The sequence below is a fragment of the Fictibacillus barbaricus genome (assembly GCF_031457135.1).
Taxonomy (GTDB): domain Bacteria; phylum Bacillota; class Bacilli; order Bacillales; family Fictibacillaceae; genus Fictibacillus; species Fictibacillus barbaricus_A.
Map to the genome: position 1 here is coordinate 213,096 of NZ_JAVDWA010000005.1, position 17,770 is coordinate 230,865.

Annotated in this window: 17 protein-coding genes and 4 tRNA genes; 2 read left to right on the forward strand and 19 right to left on the reverse strand. The window is 40.8% G+C overall.

The annotated features are described in order from the left end of the window. Nucleotides 1–4: 4 nt before the first annotated feature. The 8 genes from yycF to J2X07_RS15000 form a co-directional block, all read right to left on the reverse strand. The gene (gene yycF / locus J2X07_RS14965; RefSeq protein ID WP_310260385.1) at nucleotides 5–709 is read right to left on the reverse strand and encodes a response regulator YycF; all 705 of its coding nucleotides are present in this window, start codon (nucleotides 707–709) and stop codon (nucleotides 5–7) included. A 190-nt stretch (nucleotides 710–899) separates the two neighbouring features. Beyond that, nucleotides 900–2,351: a LysM peptidoglycan-binding domain-containing M23 family metallopeptidase gene (locus tag J2X07_RS14970; protein WP_310260387.1), complete on the reverse strand. Its 1,452-nt coding sequence runs from the start codon at nucleotides 2,349–2,351 to the stop codon at nucleotides 900–902. Nucleotides 2,352–2,576: 225 nt separating this feature from the next. After that, nucleotides 2,577–3,167 (reverse strand): glycerol-3-phosphate acyltransferase, encoded by a 591-nt coding sequence (locus tag J2X07_RS14975; RefSeq protein WP_310260390.1) that lies wholly within the window; start codon nucleotides 3,165–3,167, stop codon nucleotides 2,577–2,579. Between the two features lie 406 nt (nucleotides 3,168–3,573). Further along, a tRNA-Phe gene (locus tag J2X07_RS14980) sits at nucleotides 3,574–3,649 on the reverse strand. Nucleotides 3,650–3,813: 164 nt separating this feature from the next. Continuing rightward, a tRNA-Asp gene (locus J2X07_RS14985) sits at nucleotides 3,814–3,889 on the reverse strand. Between the two features lie 27 nt (nucleotides 3,890–3,916). Continuing rightward, nucleotides 3,917–3,991 (reverse strand) — tRNA-Glu (locus J2X07_RS14990). Between the two features lie 15 nt (nucleotides 3,992–4,006). Continuing rightward, a tRNA-Lys gene (locus tag J2X07_RS14995) sits at nucleotides 4,007–4,082 on the reverse strand. A gap of 320 nt (nucleotides 4,083–4,402) precedes the next feature. Then, nucleotides 4,403–5,689 carry an adenylosuccinate synthase gene (locus tag J2X07_RS15000; protein ID WP_310260392.1) on the reverse strand — a complete coding sequence of 429 codons (1,287 nt, stop codon included), beginning with the start codon at nucleotides 5,687–5,689 and terminating at the stop codon, nucleotides 4,403–4,405. Between the two features lie 231 nt (nucleotides 5,690–5,920). Here J2X07_RS15000 and J2X07_RS15005 point away from each other — a divergent pair, with 231 nt between their 5' ends. Next, a complete protein-coding gene (locus tag J2X07_RS15005) occupies nucleotides 5,921–6,325 on the forward strand; it encodes a UPF0158 family protein (RefSeq protein WP_310260394.1) in 405 nt (134 codons plus the stop codon). Nucleotides 6,326–6,341: 16 nt separating this feature from the next. On the opposite strand, the gene dnaB is transcribed toward J2X07_RS15005, so the two are convergent. The 10 genes from dnaB to J2X07_RS15055 all read right to left on the reverse strand — a co-directional run bounded on the left by dnaB (nucleotide 6,342) and on the right by J2X07_RS15055 (nucleotide 15,735). After that, nucleotides 6,342–7,706, reverse strand: coding sequence for a replicative DNA helicase (gene dnaB, locus J2X07_RS15010; RefSeq protein WP_310260397.1), 1,365 nt, complete (start codon nucleotides 7,704–7,706; stop codon nucleotides 6,342–6,344). Nucleotides 7,707–7,774: 68 nt separating this feature from the next. Then, nucleotides 7,775–8,218 carry a 50S ribosomal protein L9 gene (gene rplI / locus J2X07_RS15015; protein ID WP_310260399.1) on the reverse strand — a complete coding sequence of 148 codons (444 nt, stop codon included), beginning with the start codon at nucleotides 8,216–8,218 and terminating at the stop codon, nucleotides 7,775–7,777. After that, entirely contained in the window at nucleotides 8,215–10,188 is a 1,974-nt protein-coding gene (locus J2X07_RS15020) for a DHH family phosphoesterase (protein WP_310260401.1), read from the reverse strand. The genes rplI and J2X07_RS15020 overlap by 4 nt, the downstream gene beginning before the upstream one ends. 11 nt (nucleotides 10,189–10,199) lie before the next feature. Beyond that, nucleotides 10,200–11,144 (reverse strand): YybS family protein, encoded by a 945-nt coding sequence (locus J2X07_RS15025; RefSeq protein ID WP_310260403.1) that lies wholly within the window; start codon nucleotides 11,142–11,144, stop codon nucleotides 10,200–10,202. Between the two features lie 520 nt (nucleotides 11,145–11,664). Further along, the gene (gene rpsR / locus J2X07_RS15030; protein WP_310260406.1) at nucleotides 11,665–11,898 is read right to left on the reverse strand and encodes a 30S ribosomal protein S18; all 234 of its coding nucleotides are present in this window, start codon (nucleotides 11,896–11,898) and stop codon (nucleotides 11,665–11,667) included. 67 nt (nucleotides 11,899–11,965) lie between these two features. Next, nucleotides 11,966–12,508, reverse strand: coding sequence for a single-stranded DNA-binding protein (gene ssb / locus J2X07_RS15035; RefSeq protein ID WP_310260409.1), 543 nt, complete (start codon nucleotides 12,506–12,508; stop codon nucleotides 11,966–11,968). 21 nt (nucleotides 12,509–12,529) lie between these two features. Then, on the reverse strand, nucleotides 12,530–12,820 hold the full coding sequence (rpsF, locus tag J2X07_RS15040; RefSeq protein WP_310260412.1) for a 30S ribosomal protein S6: 291 nt from the start codon (nucleotides 12,818–12,820) through the stop codon (nucleotides 12,530–12,532). A gap of 412 nt (nucleotides 12,821–13,232) precedes the next feature. Next, nucleotides 13,233–14,330 carry a redox-regulated ATPase YchF gene (ychF, locus tag J2X07_RS15045; RefSeq protein WP_310260416.1) on the reverse strand — a complete coding sequence of 366 codons (1,098 nt, stop codon included), beginning with the start codon at nucleotides 14,328–14,330 and terminating at the stop codon, nucleotides 13,233–13,235. Between the two features lie 300 nt (nucleotides 14,331–14,630). Further along, the gene (locus J2X07_RS15050) at nucleotides 14,631–14,831 is read right to left on the reverse strand and encodes a DUF951 domain-containing protein (RefSeq protein WP_310260418.1); all 201 of its coding nucleotides are present in this window, start codon (nucleotides 14,829–14,831) and stop codon (nucleotides 14,631–14,633) included. A gap of 16 nt (nucleotides 14,832–14,847) precedes the next feature. Then, entirely contained in the window at nucleotides 14,848–15,735 is an 888-nt protein-coding gene (locus tag J2X07_RS15055) for a mechanosensitive ion channel family protein (protein WP_310260420.1), read from the reverse strand. Between the two features lie 210 nt (nucleotides 15,736–15,945). Here J2X07_RS15055 and yyaC point away from each other — a divergent pair, with 210 nt between their 5' ends. Further along, nucleotides 15,946–16,578, forward strand: coding sequence for a spore protease YyaC (yyaC, locus tag J2X07_RS15060; protein ID WP_310260422.1), 633 nt, complete (start codon nucleotides 15,946–15,948; stop codon nucleotides 16,576–16,578). Between the two features lie 418 nt (nucleotides 16,579–16,996). Here yyaC and J2X07_RS15065 read toward each other — a convergent pair whose 3' ends face one another. Next, nucleotides 16,997–17,731: a DUF554 domain-containing protein gene (locus tag J2X07_RS15065; protein WP_310260426.1), complete on the reverse strand. Its 735-nt coding sequence runs from the start codon at nucleotides 17,729–17,731 to the stop codon at nucleotides 16,997–16,999. Nucleotides 17,732–17,770 lie beyond the last annotated feature (39 nt).

A 17,770-nucleotide genomic window follows, 5' to 3' on the forward strand; every position in this document is an offset into this window, starting at 1 on the left:
ATGTTTACTCCTGGTCAGGATTTCTTAAATAGTACCCTACTCCGCGTCTAGTAATGATCCATAACGGATGACTAGGGTTATCTTCCACTTTTTCACGAAGGCGTCTTACCGTTACATCGACCGTTCTTACATCACCAAAATAGTCATATCCCCAAACGGTCTGCAGCAGATGCTCACGAGTCATCACTTGTCCGATGTGTTTCGCCAAATAGTGGAGTAATTCAAATTCGCGGTGTGTCAGCTCGATCGTCTCTCCGCGTTTTGTTACGATATACGCATCTGGATGGATGGTTAAAGAACCAATTGTAATTTCATTGTTCTCATCCACTTCACGCTCAGACTCCTGCTGATGACGGCGCAGATTCGCTTTTACACGCGCAATTAATTCACGCGTACTGAAAGGCTTCGTCACATAATCGTCTGCACCTAACTCTAAGCCAAGTACTTTATCGATCTCTGAATCTTTTGCTGTCAGCATAATAATCGGCATATCATACTTTTTGCGGATTTCACGGCATACTTCCATGCCATCTTTTAAAGGAAGCATGATATCGAGCAAGATCATGTCAGGCTTCTCTTTTTCAACTTTATCCAGCGCATTGATTCCATCGTACGCACAAAGAACGGTGAAACCCTCTTTTTCTAGGTTGAACTGCAGAATATCAGCAATTGGTTTTTCGTCATCTACAACGAGTATTTTCTTATCCATTGAAACGCTCCTTTTTTCGGAAACTCTATTTTCATGTATAGCAGGATTAATTTTGAAATTTTGTAGTAGAAATTAGTATCTCTTTTATTTTATCACAGTTGAATCTTTCTCCATAATACCAGCAATCCCTCTATTAGCGTATAAAAAACCTTCCGGGAACAGTTCCCAGAAGGCTGTATACTGCAGCATCCTATAAATAGCTTTCAGGATTTACTAAAGCACCATTTTTATATACTTCAAAGTGAAGGTGAACACCTGTCACATCACCTGTTGCTCCCATTACACCAATGTTAGAACCTTTTTGTACGACATCTCCAACAGAAACAGAAAGGGAGCTCATATGTGAATAAGTCGTTCTCATGCCATTATTATGATCGATAATGACTCGATTTCCGTAATCCCCATCCCATCCGGCAAACACAACCTTACCGTTGTCAGCTGCACGAATGGATTTGCTGGAAGGACGAGCTATATCAATTCCCTTATGCTGTCTGCCCCAACGCATACCTTGATGGCTGGAAATATAGCCTCCAACAGCTGGCCAAGAGAATTTCCCTGTGCCTTTAGAAGGAATGACCTTCGTTCCCACCTTAACGATCTCTGTAACTGGAGCTTTTACTTGTTCTTGCTTCCATACATCCGTCTTCACGATTTTCCCTGCGGCTTTTCTAGTTGTGGACGTTACATCCAGCAGACCGTTCTGACCTTTTTGAACCGTTTTGGTCTCGCCTTTTTCCATCGTGCTGTCATCTTGCTTTTCAATCGTATAAGGGACGTCGCGCTGTGTTCGCGATGCTTCATATACGAGTACTTCTGTGAATGGTTCTTTTTCCTGAACCAGTACTTCATTTCCTTCACGAATGACAGAAGTTAAGATGAGTTTAGGGTTTAATGTGAAAAATTGCTCCATCGTCATATGGTAGTTTTGAGCGATTGTTTCCAGCGTTTCACCCTTTTGGATGATGTGTTCTTTTTTTCTTAATCTTCCCTCTTTCAGACGGCTGATTGCTTCATCTACTGAAACGAGATCTTTAACTGATGTCTGGGCTTTTTTAACAAATACAGGATTTGAAAAGTCTACATCTATTACCTTACTTTCACCAGGCTGCAAATTAGGGATTTCTATTTTTTTATTTTCTGCTTTAGCTTTTTCTATTAAATCAATGTCCTCTTTTGAAGCATGTTCAAGTTTCATTTTTAAAAGAACATCTTCGGCCTCTTGTTCACTCGAAACATAAGCAACCGTTTGTCCGCCAGTTACAATACTGTAAGCGTCTAATGAAACAGATAAAGTCTTTGCCAATCCTTCTCTGGCTGCTTCATTATCAAACTCTGGTCTGAACATTTTTTCAGGCTTCAGCTCGATGGACTGATTAATGGTATAAGAAAAGTCACCATTTTTAGCTTTTGCGTCCTGCATGATCGTTTCAATGGCATCATCTACGACACTACGTTCACGAACTGTTCCTATTTTTTCTCCATCTACATAAACATGATATACCGTTTTTATTAACTCGTTATCATCATGGTGTGCGTATGTTACCGTTATTTTCATTGTAAGTGTTAATAGAGCTACAACTGCAGCCATCAATAATGGCATCATTATTTTTTTAAATCTTTCAGTGGTCATTCGATTGTTCACTTGTCTCTTTCCCCCTAAAGATCCTCTGCTCCGACTCAACTATGTCTATTGTCCTATGACAATTTCCTCCGTATTTATCCTTTTGTATCCTATCACACTCATTTTGCATTTGTCAGAAATTCTCGGTTTTTGTAATGTAACTGTAAACAAAGCCTTTTAGCAGATATAAAACAAAAAAGAGCAGATCCCCAAATCGGAAATCTGCCCTTTTATTTGTATAGGATGCTATTCTTTTAACATGATTCTTTCTTTTATATCTTCTTTTTGGACATAGACGACGATTAAACTAATCGGTATGAGAATAAGAGTCTCCAGCCAGCGCTTTTCAAAAAGCCAATAAAAGAAAGGTGCTAATGCAAAGGCGAACAATCCCGCAACAGTAAGGCTTCGTTTGATCGAATAAAACAAAAGAAATGCCGCCGCAACTAAAACAGCAGAAAGCCAATGAAAAACAAGCAGTCCTCCAATAAATGAGGCAACACCTTTTCCGCCCTGAAATTTAAGGAAAATAGGATAAAGATGCCCAATGATCACCGCCAAAAATCCGAGTAATTGAATGTATTGCGGATAATCGAGATGGTTAGCCGCCCAAACAACCATTCCCGCTTTTACGAGGTCTCCAGCCAGTGTAAGAAGAAAACCTGCTGGGCCAAGAACTCTGCCTGCATTGCGTGCTCCAATATTGCCGCTTCCTTCGTTGCGTAAATCGACCCCTTTTAGCGCTTTTGCTACGAGAAAGCCAGTCATTAATCCCCCTGCCAGATAACTCAATAAAAGATACAGACCCCACTGTAACTCTTCCATCTTTATGATCATCTACCTTCCTAATCCCTATCTACTTACACTATTCGAAGATTCATGCCGCGAACCCTTTGTACACTGAAAAAAAGTCCCTGCAATGAAATATATTCAGGTTGTACACGCTTTTATGATTATGATTTTGATAAAACGAAACTTGGCTGCCGCCAAGGTCATTGTTTATATGTAGTAAATCTATTAAGGCGGCTGTCGCGGTGCTTAGCATTTTAAGCAATTCTACATATTTGAACCCTAATTCATTATCTTTGATTTCATAAAAAAACTTGGTTTAATCAAGTTTTTATCTTTTTACCTTATTTTTGTATTGTTATTGATAAAATTTATAGGATTCTTTCACGGAATATAAAAAAATGCATGCCTCTAAAGGCATGCAAGATTGTGTGTTAGGATTTTAAAAGTAAAATGGTGGCTCGAGACGGAATCGAACCGCCGACACGAGGATTTTCAGTCCTCTGCTCTACCGACTGAGCTATCGAGCCAAAAAATTTTTGGTTTTATCTAATTACTGTGTCTCTTCCTCTACACGGAATATCTTTAAGTGTATCCGTCGAGACAACTCGCAGCTTACACGTGCTGTAACGCTCGTAGCTACCGAGCCAAGAAATCATATCTTGGTAAATTAAAACCACCATAAAAGAAAAAATGGCGGACCCGACCGGGGTCGAACCGGCGATCTCCTGCGTGACAGGCAGGCATGTTAACCACTACACCACGAGTCCAGTGTAAAAATATTTATTTTAAAAAAATGGTGACCCGTACGGGATTCGAACCCGTGTTACCGCCGTGAAAGGGCGGTGTCTTAACCGCTTGACCAACGGGCCACTTTTAAAAAAAAGTGGTGAGCCATGAAGGATTCGAACCTTCGACCCTCTGATTAAAAGTCAGATGCTCTACCAACTGAGCTAATGGCTCTTGCTAAAAACATTGTCGTTTTTTCACGACAAGTGTTACTTTACCATGAGATGAAAGCTTTGGCAATACGTTTTTGTTTTATTTTTTTCAAAAATTATTAATTTGGATACTTTCGACTTGTAAACAAACTTCAATTTATCGAAATCTGGTTATTTCAAACATTATTTATTTCGTTTATCGATGTTTTTGGTTCACTTATTGAAAGATTCTCATCCGATATCGAAACTTTACTCCGATTTATCGCCACTTTCCAACCAAAGATCGACGACTCTCCATAAATAAGGAAAGCTGACTCATCTGAGTCAGCTCCTTATTAATAATTAAGCAAATACGCCTCTTACCATGTTTGTTTGGTTACGGTCTGGACCAACTGAGAAGATGGAAAGCGGAATGCCTGTTACTTGGGAAATACGCTCTACATAGTGACGTGCGTTTTCCGGAAGTTCACTCAAGTCTTTCACGCCTGTAATATCTTCTGTCCAGCCTGGCATTTCTTCAAAAACTGGCTCACATTGTGCCAATACTTTAAGGCTCGCTGGAAACTCTTTAATCAACTCACCTTGATATTTATAAGCCACACAAATTTTCAATGTTTCAATGCCTGTAAGAACATCGATCGAGTTTAAGGATAGATCGGTAATCCCGGAAACACGGCGAGCGTGACCGACTACAACAGCGTCGAACCAGCCTACACGGCGAGGTCGTCCTGTTGTTGTACCGTATTCACGGCCAACTTCACGGATTTGGTTGCCGATTTCGTCATGAAGTTCTGTTGGGAAAGGACCATCACCAACACGTGTCGTATACGCTTTAGACACACCAACAACGTGATTGATTTTCGATGGACCTACACCAGAACCAATCGTTACTCCTCCAGCGATCGGGTTGGAAGAAGTTACGAAAGGATATGTTCCTTGGTCGATGTCGAGCATTACACCTTGTGCACCTTCAAAAAGGACACGGCGTCCATCATCAAGAGCATCGTTTAATACGACAGAAGTATCAACTACGTACTTTTTAATCTGTTGTCCATATTCATAGTACTCATCTAGAATTTCTTCTTTTGTAAAGCCTTCTGATTCGTAAATACGCTCAAAAAGACGGTTCTTTTCAGCTAAGTTGCGCTCCAGCTTTTCTTCAAATACTTCACGGTCTAACAAATCAGCGATACGAATACCGATACGGGCCGCTTTATCCATGTAAGCAGGTCCGATCCCTTTTTTCGTCGTACCGATTTTGTTGGCACCCTTGCTTTCTTCTTCTAAAATATCTTGACGAAGATGATAAGGAAGAATCACGTGAGCACGGTTTGAAATACGCAGGTTGTCTGTGCTTACATTATGTCCGTGAAGATAGGCAAGCTCTTCAAGAACAGCTTTCGGATCAACTACCATTCCGTTTCCGATTACACAAATTTTATCTTTGTAAAAGATTCCTGATGGAATTAAGTGAAGTTTATATTTTGTACCTTCAAAAACAATCGTATGTCCAGCGTTATTTCCGCCTTGATATCTAGCTACTACTTCAGCTCTTTCAGAGAGATAATCAGTAATTTTACCTTTTCCTTCGTCTCCCCATTGTGTTCCTACAACTACTACAGATGACATGGTCGCACCTCCATGAAATTAGCGATTGACGAGTTCATCGTCTAATCTTGAAAACCAAGCTTAGTTTAGCAAGTTCCAAGCCGAAAGTCAACGAAAAACACGAACATTACAACTATATTAATTATTTTTGTTCGTGAAAACTTTTACAGGGTATTTACAAATGAATAGTCAGAAGATCCGTTTTTCTATCGTATCCTGTAGTATTCACCTTGTTTAGGAGGTATCATTCTTTTGTTTATTCAAAAACTGATGGTTGCCTATATGGACGATGCGGCAAACCATATTTATTATTTAGATAAAAATGAACAAGTTATTTTACTGGATGCGATTGAATCGGGCGGGTTACCGAATCTGGAGTTTTTAGATACAGATGAACCTGACCGTTTCATTGAGGTTCCTAAAGTGATGAGTGTTGAGACATTCAGCTGGATGGTTGAGTTCGAAAGCCAAAATCAAAATCATGAATTGTTGCTTGCTCTTAATAAAAACAATCCTTTTGAAGTGTTTACCGATACAATCGATCAATTAGATCTAACCGAAAAATGGCATGCGTTTCAGCAAGATAAAGTTCGACAGCGTATCGAGAATTGGCTAACCGAATTTAATATTCATGAACTAGAAAAGCAGCTGGACTAATCTCCAGCTGCTTTTTCTACGCTCCTGGCGGTATGGCCGCTTCATCATGGCGCCTATCCAGGTTTACAAATTTGTTATATTCTTTTACGAATGCAAGCTCAACCGTACCAGTCGGACCATTACGCTGCTTAGCAATAATGATTTCGATAATGTTCTTCGCTTCCGTTTCTTTATCATAATAATCATCACGATAAAGGAAGGCCACGATATCAGCATCCTGCTCGATAGAACCTGATTCACGAATATCGGACATCATCGGTCGTTTATCTTGACGGGATTCAACACCACGCGAAAGCTGAGATAAGGCGATAACCGGTACTTCCAGCTCACGAGCGAGGGCTTTAAGTGAACGGGAGATCTCAGATACCTCCTGCTGGCGGTTTTCGCCAGACTTTCCGCTTCCCATAATAAGCTGCAAGTAATCGATTAAAATCATGCCAAGCCCTTTTTCCTGCTTCAGACGTCTGCATTTTGCACGAATATCATTGATACGGATACCCGGTGTATCATCAATGTAAATACCCGCAGCAGATAGACTTCCCATCGCCATCGTAAGCTTCTGCCAGTCTTCAGCCTGCAAAGACCCCGTACGAAGACGCTGTGCATCCAGGTTGCCTTCCGCACAAAGCATACGCATGACGAGCTGTTCTGCTCCCATCTCGAGACTGAATATCGCAACATTTTCATCTGTCTTCGTCGCAACGTTCTGGGCAATGTTTAAGGCAAATGCCGTTTTACCTACTGAAGGACGTGCTGCAACGATAATCAGATCATTTCTTTGGAAACCGGCTGTCATACGGTCTAGATCATTAAATCCTGTTGGAATACCCGTGATGTCGCCTTTTCGGTTATGAAGAGCTTCGATGTTGTCGTAGGCATGTACGAGAACATCCTTGATCGCCGTAAAAGCACTTGTGTTTTTACGGTTAGAAACCTCCAAAATAGATTTTTCCGCTTCATTTAAGATCGCTTCAACTTCTTCTTCCCGAGCATAGCTGTTTGCCGTAATATCCGTAGCTGTCCGGATCAGGCGGCGCAGCAGTGATTTTTCTTCCACAATCTTGCTGTAGTATTCGACGTTTGCAGCCGTTGGCGAGCTGTCTGCCAATTCCGTTAAAAAGGATAAACCTCCGACCTCATCCAGCTGATTTTTATCCTGAAGCTCAGACGTTACCGTAATCAGATCGACCGGTTCACCCTTTGCATTCAGCTCTAGCATGACGCGATAAATTCTTTGGTGAGTCGCTCTATAAAAATCTTCTGGCAGTAAAATTTCTGAGGCGGTGATCAGCGCTTCTGCCTCTAAAAAGATAGAACCTAAAACCGCTTGTTCCGCTTCAATATTTTGCGGCGGAATGCGGTCTGCAAATAAATCACTCATCTAATGGTCCTCCTCTCTATTGTAATTTACTTAAATAGACGTTGAAAAAACCGGGAGAACCCGGCTTTTTATTCTTCCGTGACGTGTACTTTTACCGTTCCCGTTACTTGGGAATGAAGCTTCACGGGTACGTTTGTGTAGCCAAGAGCTTTTATCGGATCGGCAAGTTCGATTTTTCGCTTATCGATTTTAATTCCTTGTTCTTTAAGGCCGTCAGCGATTTGCTTGCTTGTAACGGATCCAAAAACACGTCCGCCTTCACCGGTTTTCGTCTTGATTGTAATGGTCATTTCGGCCAATTTATTTTTTAAGGCTTCAGCTTCTTCGAGTTGTTCCTGCTGTTTCTTTTCTTCGCTTTTTTGCTGGCCTTTAAGAGTAGCCATTGCAGAAGAAGTTGCTTCAGACGCTAAGTTTTTTGGAAAAAGAAAATTACGTGCATAACCTTCAGAAACGTTTTTCACTTCACCTTTTTTACCTTTTCCTTTTACATCTTGAAGAAAGATTACTTTCATTCTTCTTCTCCCCCTTCTATATACTCGTCAATGATCTGTTTTAATCGCCGTTCAGCTTCATCAATATTGCTGTTCTCGATCTGACAGGCAGCATTTGTAAGGTGACCTCCGCCTTCAAGACTTTCCATGATCATTTGAACATTGATATCCCCTAGTGAACGGGCACTGATACTTACTTTGCCGTCTATCCGGTTTGAGATAACAAATGATGCCGAGACACCATTCATGGATAATAAAATGTCAGCTGCCTGAGCGATGACCACTTGGTTATAAGCATCTTCAGGAGCACTTTTCGTAATGACAATTCCTTTTTTATAGATCTGAGCACTTTCAATCAGCTTTGAACGCCTTGTGTACGTGTTCAAATCTTCTTTTAAAAACTTTTGAACGAGTATGGTATCTGCTCCATGCGCCCTTAAGTAAGAGGCAGCATCAAACGTACGTGAACCGGTTCTCAGTGTAAAGCTCTTCGTATCTACAATAATTCCCGCCAGCAGTGCTGTCGCTTCAAGCATACGCATTTTCAAACGCTTAGGCTGGTATTCAAGAAGCTCTGTGACAAGTTCAGCTGTTGAGGAGGCATAAGGCTCCATATAAACGAGTACTGGATCTTTAATAAACTCTTCCCCGCGTCGATGGTGGTCAATCACGACGACATGATCCAATTTTGTTAATAGCTTCTCTTCTATAACCATAGAAGGTTTATGCGTATCGACGACAACTAGCAATGTGTCTCTTGAGGCGATTTCGAGTGCCTCTTCTGGCGTAATGAAATACTTCCAGACAGACTCTGTTTCTTTGATCTCATCCATCAGACGCTGAACGCCGATGTCAATATCAGCCTGATCTAAAACAACATAGCCTTCTTTCCCATTCACCTGGGCCACTTTTAAAATTCCGATAGCAGAACCGATCGCATCCATATCCGGATTTTTATGACCCATGATCATCACTTTGTCGCTATCTGACACGAGTTCACTGAGTGCATGTGAAATAACCCTAGCACGTACACGAGTACGCTTCTCAACCGGGTTGGTTTTACCGCCATAAAAACGGACTTTTCCGCTCGTCTGTTTGATCGCCACTTGGTCTCCGCCTCGTCCCAGCGCCAAGTCAAGGCTGGATTGTGAAAGCTGGCCAAGCTCAGGAAGTGAAGATGTTCCTGCAGCTACACCAATACTCAGCGTCAGCGAAATATTTTGCTTAGCGGTAGACTCTCTTACTTCATCTAAGACACTGAATTTATTTTTCTCAAGCTCATTTAAGATGCGCTGATTAAACACCGCGAGAAACCGCTCTGAAGAGGTTCTTTTGAGAAAGATGCCATGCTGGTTTGCCCATTCGTTCAGTACAGATGTTACTTTTGAGTTGATCACTGAACGGAATTGATCATCAAGGCCTTGTGTCACTTCTTCATAGTTGTCGAGAAAGATGACAGCCATCACTGTTTGCTCTTCATCATAGAGACGCTCTAAATCCAGCTGTTCCGTCACATCGAAAAAGTAGAGAAGGCGTTCATCTTTTTTAAAATTAACTTGAAATTTATGTGCATTGATTTTAATGATTTCTTCCTTCGCATCACTTTTGATATGAGGAATCAATTCTTCTGAAACATGGTTTAGCGAATGCCCGATAAAGGATTCTTCTTCAATAAGCGCCCCCATATAAGGATTGGCCCATTCAATTTTAAAATCCTCATCATACAAAATAATTCCGATCGGCATTTCCATCAACGCTTCTTCGCCCACTTTTTTCAATCGATGAGAAAGCGTAGATATATAGTCACCGAGTTCTTCCTGAAAACTTGCTTCAGCCTTCATGGAAAAATAAGAAATAACCCCTAAAATGACAAACCCTGCTACTCCCAAGACCCACTGAAAATACGTAAGGATGCTTACGAGTATGACAGAAATGACAAATAAGGCGATGACGGGATAACCATGCCACCGTTTTAACAAAAACTTTGGCATACTTTCAGCTCCTACTGTTTTGGTTTCATCCGTTGCTTTATATTAAACCCTAAGTCAATTATACCTAAGAATTTCACGACTTCCAGAGGAATCGGCAGGAAAGAATTTAACAGAAAAAGGAGAATTACTAATAATATGATTCTTTTTCTCTTCCATTTCTTTATCCAGGCATAATAAAAAATCAGTGTAAAACCTTGAATAATCAGTACAAACGATAATAGCATATACAGATTAATCGTCACAATATATAATGCAGTGCCTTTTTCAGGCGTACTAAATGTTAATATGATTGCTACAATATAATACCATAAAAATGATTTTGGCAGATTCCATTCCCGAAATGGAGGGAATGATGGAACATCATACCGAAGTCTTTTCATCAGCATCTTAGCTGCTAGATGAGTGAGAAAAGCGATAACGACTGCCCCACCGATAATATACGTCGGAAGCATCATCGGTATGAGTTCGGCCTGAGCTTTTAACTGTTCCATTTGTGCCGGATTTTGTCCGCTTGCTTTATAAAACTTTTCTGCAGTATCTATGGCACTTTGAAACTGTTTTTTTAATTCAGAAACAAAGTTGATACCCATTATCACTTTGGCGATAACAACCGTAAGCAGCATATTCACAATGCCGGATAAACTTGCTCCAAGCAAAACAGCAAAAGCAGACTTTTTCCTTCTATAAAGCTCACCCATTATTAATCCAGTCATACCAGAGAAAAGGGTGGAGATAATACCGTTTAATCCCGCAAATGCCAGGGAAACACCAAACGTTACTGCCCACAAGAGCAATCCTGCTTTCAGATTATGCCGATAGATATAAATAATAAACGGCAGCGGGAGAACAAAAAATGATAGCAAGCTAAAAAACGGTAGGTACATACTGATTAAAAAAAGAAGCGTATAGATGCCCGCAACTACAGCACCTTCCACCAATACTTTTGTATTGCGCATGATTCACCTCATCACAAGTCTTCATATGTTCTCATTGTAGTAACATAGCCGCCTGAATTCAACTTTAAACGCTATTTCTAGCATAGACGGACTTAATTAGATGTAAACAAGCCGGATCAAAACAACAGATAAGATCTATCCAGCTAACACCGTATGAGCAATAGAGAGTTGTCGAATTTTTGTACCTTTTTGTCAATTCGGGATTATATATAGAAAACTTGTTGAATTATATCAAAAACCCGGTGGATTATGAAAAGAACTCGGTGAATTATGAGCAAAACCCGTGAATTACCAAAATATAAGGTTCAAACGTTACACGATTTCCTCCCAGATCTCTATGAAGTGCCAAAAACTAAGATTGTTTATCACCAAAAGAACCAGAAAGCGTAAAGGAATGCCTTTTGGAGTTGAATCTTTGCACGTATCCTATCGACTTAACAATCGTGCTTACAAGTTATACTTTCTGATTGTACAAAAAAAGAAGCAGCGAGAAAATCCCGCTGCTTCTTTTTAACCGATCTTATTCAGATACATATGGTAACAATGCCATGAAACGTGCACGTTTAACCGCACGAGTTAATTGACGTTGATATTTAGCAGATGTACCAGTTACACGACGAGGAAGAATCTTACCGCGTTCAGAAACGAAACGCTTTAAAAGATCAGTGTCCTTGTAGTCGATGTAAGTGATTTTGTTTACAGTGAAGAAACAAACCTTACGACGCTTTTGGCGTCCACCACGACGTCCAGCCATAGATGGTCCCCTCCTTTAATTTTTTTTTGTTTTTTATATATACCGATTCATTGTTTACTTAAGTTGTTTAAAATGGCAGATCGTCATCAGAAATGTCAATCGGTGTGCCATCATTTGCAAACGGGTCATCGTTGAAGTTATTGCGTTTTGGATTCTGCTGTTGCTGCTGTCCTCCAAATCCGTTGTCACTTTCATAGCTGCGGTTCTGATTTTGCTGGCCAAATCCGCGGTCATTTGATGGTCCACCAAAGTTGTTTCCGCCTTGATACTGCTGGCCTCCAGCATTAGCATTTTTCGGTTCTAGGAACTGAACGCTTTCTGCCATTACTTCAGTAACATACACTCTTTGACCCTGATTGTTCTCGTAAGAACGTGTTTGCATACGTCCATCCACTCCGGCAAGTGAACCTTTTTTAAGGAAATTTGCCACATTTTCAGCGGGCTTTCGCCATACGACACAGTTAATGAAATCTGCTTCGCGCTCACCTTGCTGATTCGAAAAAGGACGATTGACTGCAAGTGTGAAATTAGCTACTGCCACACCGTTTGGAGTGTACTTTAATTCTGGGTCTTTCGTTAAACGTCCCACCAGTACTACACGATTTAGCATTCAGAACCACTCCTTAAAGGATTAATTTCTTTCGTCTACGATTGTCATGAAACGAAGAACATCTTCGTTGATTTTCATAAGACGGTCGAATTCATTAATCGCTTCGTTTGGAGCGTTAACATCCAATAGCGTGTAATATCCATCGCGGAAGTCATTGATTTCGTAAGCTAAACGCTTCTTACCCATTTCCTTTTCGTTCGCGATCTCCGCACCGTTATCAGTTAGGATGCTTTTCGCACGCTCTTTTGTTGCTTTAAGAGCTTCCTCTTCAATATTCGGACGGACGATGTACATGATTTCGTACTTTTTCATTCCGTTCACCTCCTTTTGGTCTAAGCGGCCCAAAACCTTTGTTTTAGGCAAGGAGAAAATCATCAAATACAATAATTGTTGACAATTAACTCACAATAAAGAATTATATCAAAACACTCTGTATAAAACAAGCTAACTTTAAAAATAAGCATAAAAAAGAGGAAAAGCTGCCGCTTTTCCTCCGTTTTTCTCTTTTTTTACTTTGATTTTGTTCTTGACGCTTGTTGTTTTTGAATCGGTTTAGTAAAGATCCTTCATTGACTAGTTGATTGGAGCAAAAGGTGCGAGACTCCTGCGGGATTAGCGGGACAGGTGAGACTACTGAATGCGCATGGCGCAGAGGAGGCTCACCGCACGCCCCGCGGAAAGCGAGCATCCTGGAGCGGAGATCAACCTCTCACAGTCGTTTTTATTAAACGTTAAAGCGGAAATGTACAACATCTCCATCTTTCATCTCGTATTCTTTACCTTCAAGACGTACTTTACCTTTTTCTTTTGCGGCAGCCATATTTCCAGCAGCCATAAGATCATCGTACGCTACGATTTCTGCACGAATGAATCCTCTTTCGAAGTCTGTATGAATGATACCCGCACATGCAGGAGCTTTCATGCCTTTACGGAATGTCCATGCACGAACTTCCTGAACACCAGCTGTAAAATAAGTAGCTAAGCCAAGTAATGAATAAGAAGCACGGATTAATTTATCAAGTCCCGCTTCTTCAATTCCTAGCTCATTTAAGAACGCTAACTTTTCTTCTCCATCAAGCTCTGCGATCTCTTCTTCAACTTTTGCACAAATTACGATGACTTCAGCATTTTCACGCGCTGCGTATTCTTTAACAGCTTCAACATGTTCGTTTGTGCCTTCTAACAGTTCTTCTTCGCTCACGTTTGCTACATAAAGAATCGGCTTCATTGTAAGCAAATGCATACCATGAACGATTTTCTTTTCTTCTGTTTCCAGTTCAACACTGCGTGCTGGAAGCTCTTGCATTAAAGCTTCTTTAATTTTCGTAAGAACAGCAAATTCCGCTATCGCTTCTTTATCTTTTGATTTCGCAAGTTTTTCTACACGTACGATTCTTTTATCAACAGATTCGATATCAGCAAAAATAAGCTCCAGGTTGATGACTTCAATGTCATCGATCGGATTTACTTTTCCGTGAACATGTGTAATGTTCTCGTCGTCAAAACAGCGAACTACTTGTAAAATGGCATCCGTTTGGCGAATGTGAGACAAAAATTTATTACCTAGTCCTTCACCTTTGCTTGCGCCTTTTACGATTCCAGCAATGTCTGTAAATTCAAAAGTAGTAGGAACAACCTTTTTCGGCTGCACGAGCTCTGTCAGTTTTTGAAGACGATGATCAGGTACTTCTACAATCCCTACGTTCGGGTCGATTGTACAAAAAGGATAGTTTGCAGATTCTGCACCTGCTTGAGTAATTGCGTTAAATAGTGTTGATTTACCAACGTTCGGCAAACCGACAATTCCAGTTGTAAGAGCCATCTTTACTTCACTCCTCTAGTTTATATAAAGCTTGGGCTGGCCAAGACTTAAGATCTGAAAAAAATATCCTTCCCAATTATAGGTTTTATCCCTATAAAAAACAAGAAGAACCGGGTTCGTTCTACCGGTCCTTTTACTGAAGGCATTTTATATCCGCTTTGCAGTCAAAAAAATGGATTTCCTTGTCCGATATCAGTTTCCCTGCAAAGAATCAGTGCATTTACATTCCGGCCAAACTTTCTCTAAAGCCCGAGGTCAAAAAAGCTAAGGTTTTCATTGTTTCACGTGAAACATCCTGACTTACGCCTCCCCGTTTGAAACCAGCACCTTTTTCATTTTTTTTGAAAACTCTGCTCGCGTCAGCATCACACTATGCTGACAGCCCATGCATTTTATCCGGATATCTGCACCCATCCGGATGATCTTCCATCGATTAGTGCCGCATGGATGCTGCTTTTTCATTTCTACTTCATCATTTAAATGGAATTCCTTTTGCTGCATGGTGAGCCCTCCGTTATCATTTTTCTTTTGGTGGTTTATCCTTTTGATACGTTACCATCTTAGGGTACGGAATATCGATACCCGCTTTATCCAGTTCAAGTTTTAAAATTTTCCTAAGTTCCCTGGCAATCTTAAAATGTGTCATTGGGAGTACTTCAGCTGCAACGCGAATGACAATTTCTGAGGCACCCGCTCCGAGCATTTGAACACCAAGAACTTCTGGATCCTTCACCATTTCAGGGAAATTCGGCTTCACTTTCGCAACGACATCTTGAATAATGTTCTGTGCTTTATCGATATCTTCTTCATACGCGATACTCACATCTACGACTGCCATGCTGTTATGAATGGAGAAATTCGTAACTTCTGTGATAGACGAATTCGGCAGAATATGTAATTCTCCTGTCCAGCTCTTGATTTTAGTTGTACGCAGACCGATTTCTTCAACCGTTCCTTCAAAACTTGTAATCCTGACATAATCACCTACCGAAAATTGATTTTCAAAAATGATAAAAAATCCAGTAATGATATCTTTAACAAGGTTTTGTGCCCCGAACCCGATCGCTAAACCGACTACCCCAGCTCCGGCAAGAATGGACGTAACGTTCATGAACTCATCTAGAATCGTTAATAATGCGACAAAATAAATCACATATGAAGCAACATTGTTGAGAAGTTTATATAACGTATTTTCACGGCGTTCACTTAACCGTAAAGGTGATCGAAGTCTTACTTTGAAAATTCTAGTGATCGCCGCTTTGATTACGTACTTGAAAATGATAGCGAGCAGAATAATGCTAACTATTTTTATCCCTTTTCCAGCAATTGCGGTCCACCATTCCTTATTAGAAAAAAGCTGAAATGCTTGTTCGGCCGTTTGTGTAGGTTCCAATAGTTCCTCCATCCTCTCTTTTGTTATGAAATTATTTAATCAGCTTTTACATAGAAATTCAATGCTGTACATAAAACCAGTATGAAAAATTTATTCGGTTAATTGCTCTGCCTTAACGGGTATAGTGTCTTAATAAAAGTCTCTGATTATTCTATTCTACCATGTATAGGAAAACTAATTCCTCCGTATACTATGTAGTACCACTATAAAGGAGAGGATGTTATGTTCCTCAAACGGAAGCTTGGATTAGGAAAATCTGTTCAATATAAAATGCACCATGAAGAAAAGGAAGCTTCACTTCAAATTACTGAGCATATATTGTCCATGCTTCCGGAAACCATCCGCCAGCCAATTGTTATTGTCTGCATCGGTACCGATCGATCCACAGGTGATGCTCTAGGACCGCTTGTCGGGGCAAAACTTCAGAACAAAGATACTTTCCCGTTTTTTGTTTATGGTACGCTGGACGACCCTGTTCACGCTGTTAATTTGGAAGAGAAGCTGAAATGGATTAACACGGAACATCCTGGAGCTTTTATTATTGGAATTGACGCCTGTCTAGGCAGACTCAATCATGTAGGGATGGTTTCAATCGGTGATGGCCCTGTAAAGCCGGGTGCAGGTGTGAACAAGCAGCTTCCGCCAGTGGGTGACATGCATATTACCGGAATCGTGAACGTGAGTGGATTTATGGAATATTTTGTCCTGCAGAACACGCGTCTCAGCATTGTGATGAAAATGGCTGACTTGATTGCCGACTCTCTTCATATGGCTTGCCTGCGAAAGAAAATACAGCAAAAAAACATGCTGCATAAAACAGAATCTCGTCCCGCTGATATCTATAAAATACAATAACAAAACAACCGCTCTTATCCCAAAGATAACAGCGGCTGTTTTTATTTAAAGGCTTTTTTAAATCGGTTTTGTAACAGCAACTCGTTGAAAAAGAAGTTGATTGGATCGGAAAAACGAACATCCTAAAACGGAGGTCACTGCTTTCAAGTTAAAGGGTTTTATCTAAGATTTTGGAGAAGTTCTTCATTGATCGGGTTAATTGGAGCGGGAGGGCGAGACTCCTCGAAAATGAAAAACACATTTTCTTCGTGCGATGTGTAGCTGCCGCAGCATTCCTTGTCCTGTGGGATCAGCGGGACAGGTGAGACTCCTCATGGCGCGCAGCGCAGAGGTGGCTCACCGCACGCCCCACGGAAAGCGAGCCACTGCAGGAGAAATTAACTTCATTCAAAAACAACAAGTTTTACGAATACAGCTTTTAAAACAACCCTTGTGAAAAAGCAACAATGCTTCCCCACTTTTCTACGATAAAAACAAGAATCGTCGTGATCAATAGTCCCGGAAGCAGGTTTGCGACACGTATAGTCGTTACACCCAGCAAGTTCAAACCGATTGCTACAATCATGATTCCGCCCGTACCCGTAATTTCTACAATCAGCGCATCCATTAGCTCCTGAGAAACAAAACGGTCGATTTGTGTCGCCAATAAAGCGATGGCACCTTGATACAAAACGACAGGAATCGCTGAAAACATAACTCCGATGCCAAGCGCCGAAGTAAAAAGAATCGCACAAAAACCATCGATCAGCGCTTTTGTATAAAGGACATCATGCTGATGCCGCAAGCCGCTGTCCAATGCTCCTACAATAGACATCGCTCCAACTACAAACACAAGTGTTGCCGTTACAAAACCTGTAGCTACAGATCCCTGATTTTGTTTGCCCACTTTTGTTTCAAGCCATTTCCCTATCTGGTTAAGCTTCCCCTCTAAATCCCACCACTCGCCAAGTGCTCCGCCGATAGCAAGGCTGGCAATGACGATGAGGAATTGCTCACTTTTCAATCCCATACCGATTCCTAATATACATACCGCTAATGCCATCGCTTGCAAAATTGTATTTTTGATTTTTTCGGATATGTTTGACCAAAACAATCCTAAGAAACTTCCAATGATGATAGCAATACCGTTAACAATCGTTCCTAACAATGACATAACTTTATCTCCTATCCCTGTCGTTCATCTATGTGTTTA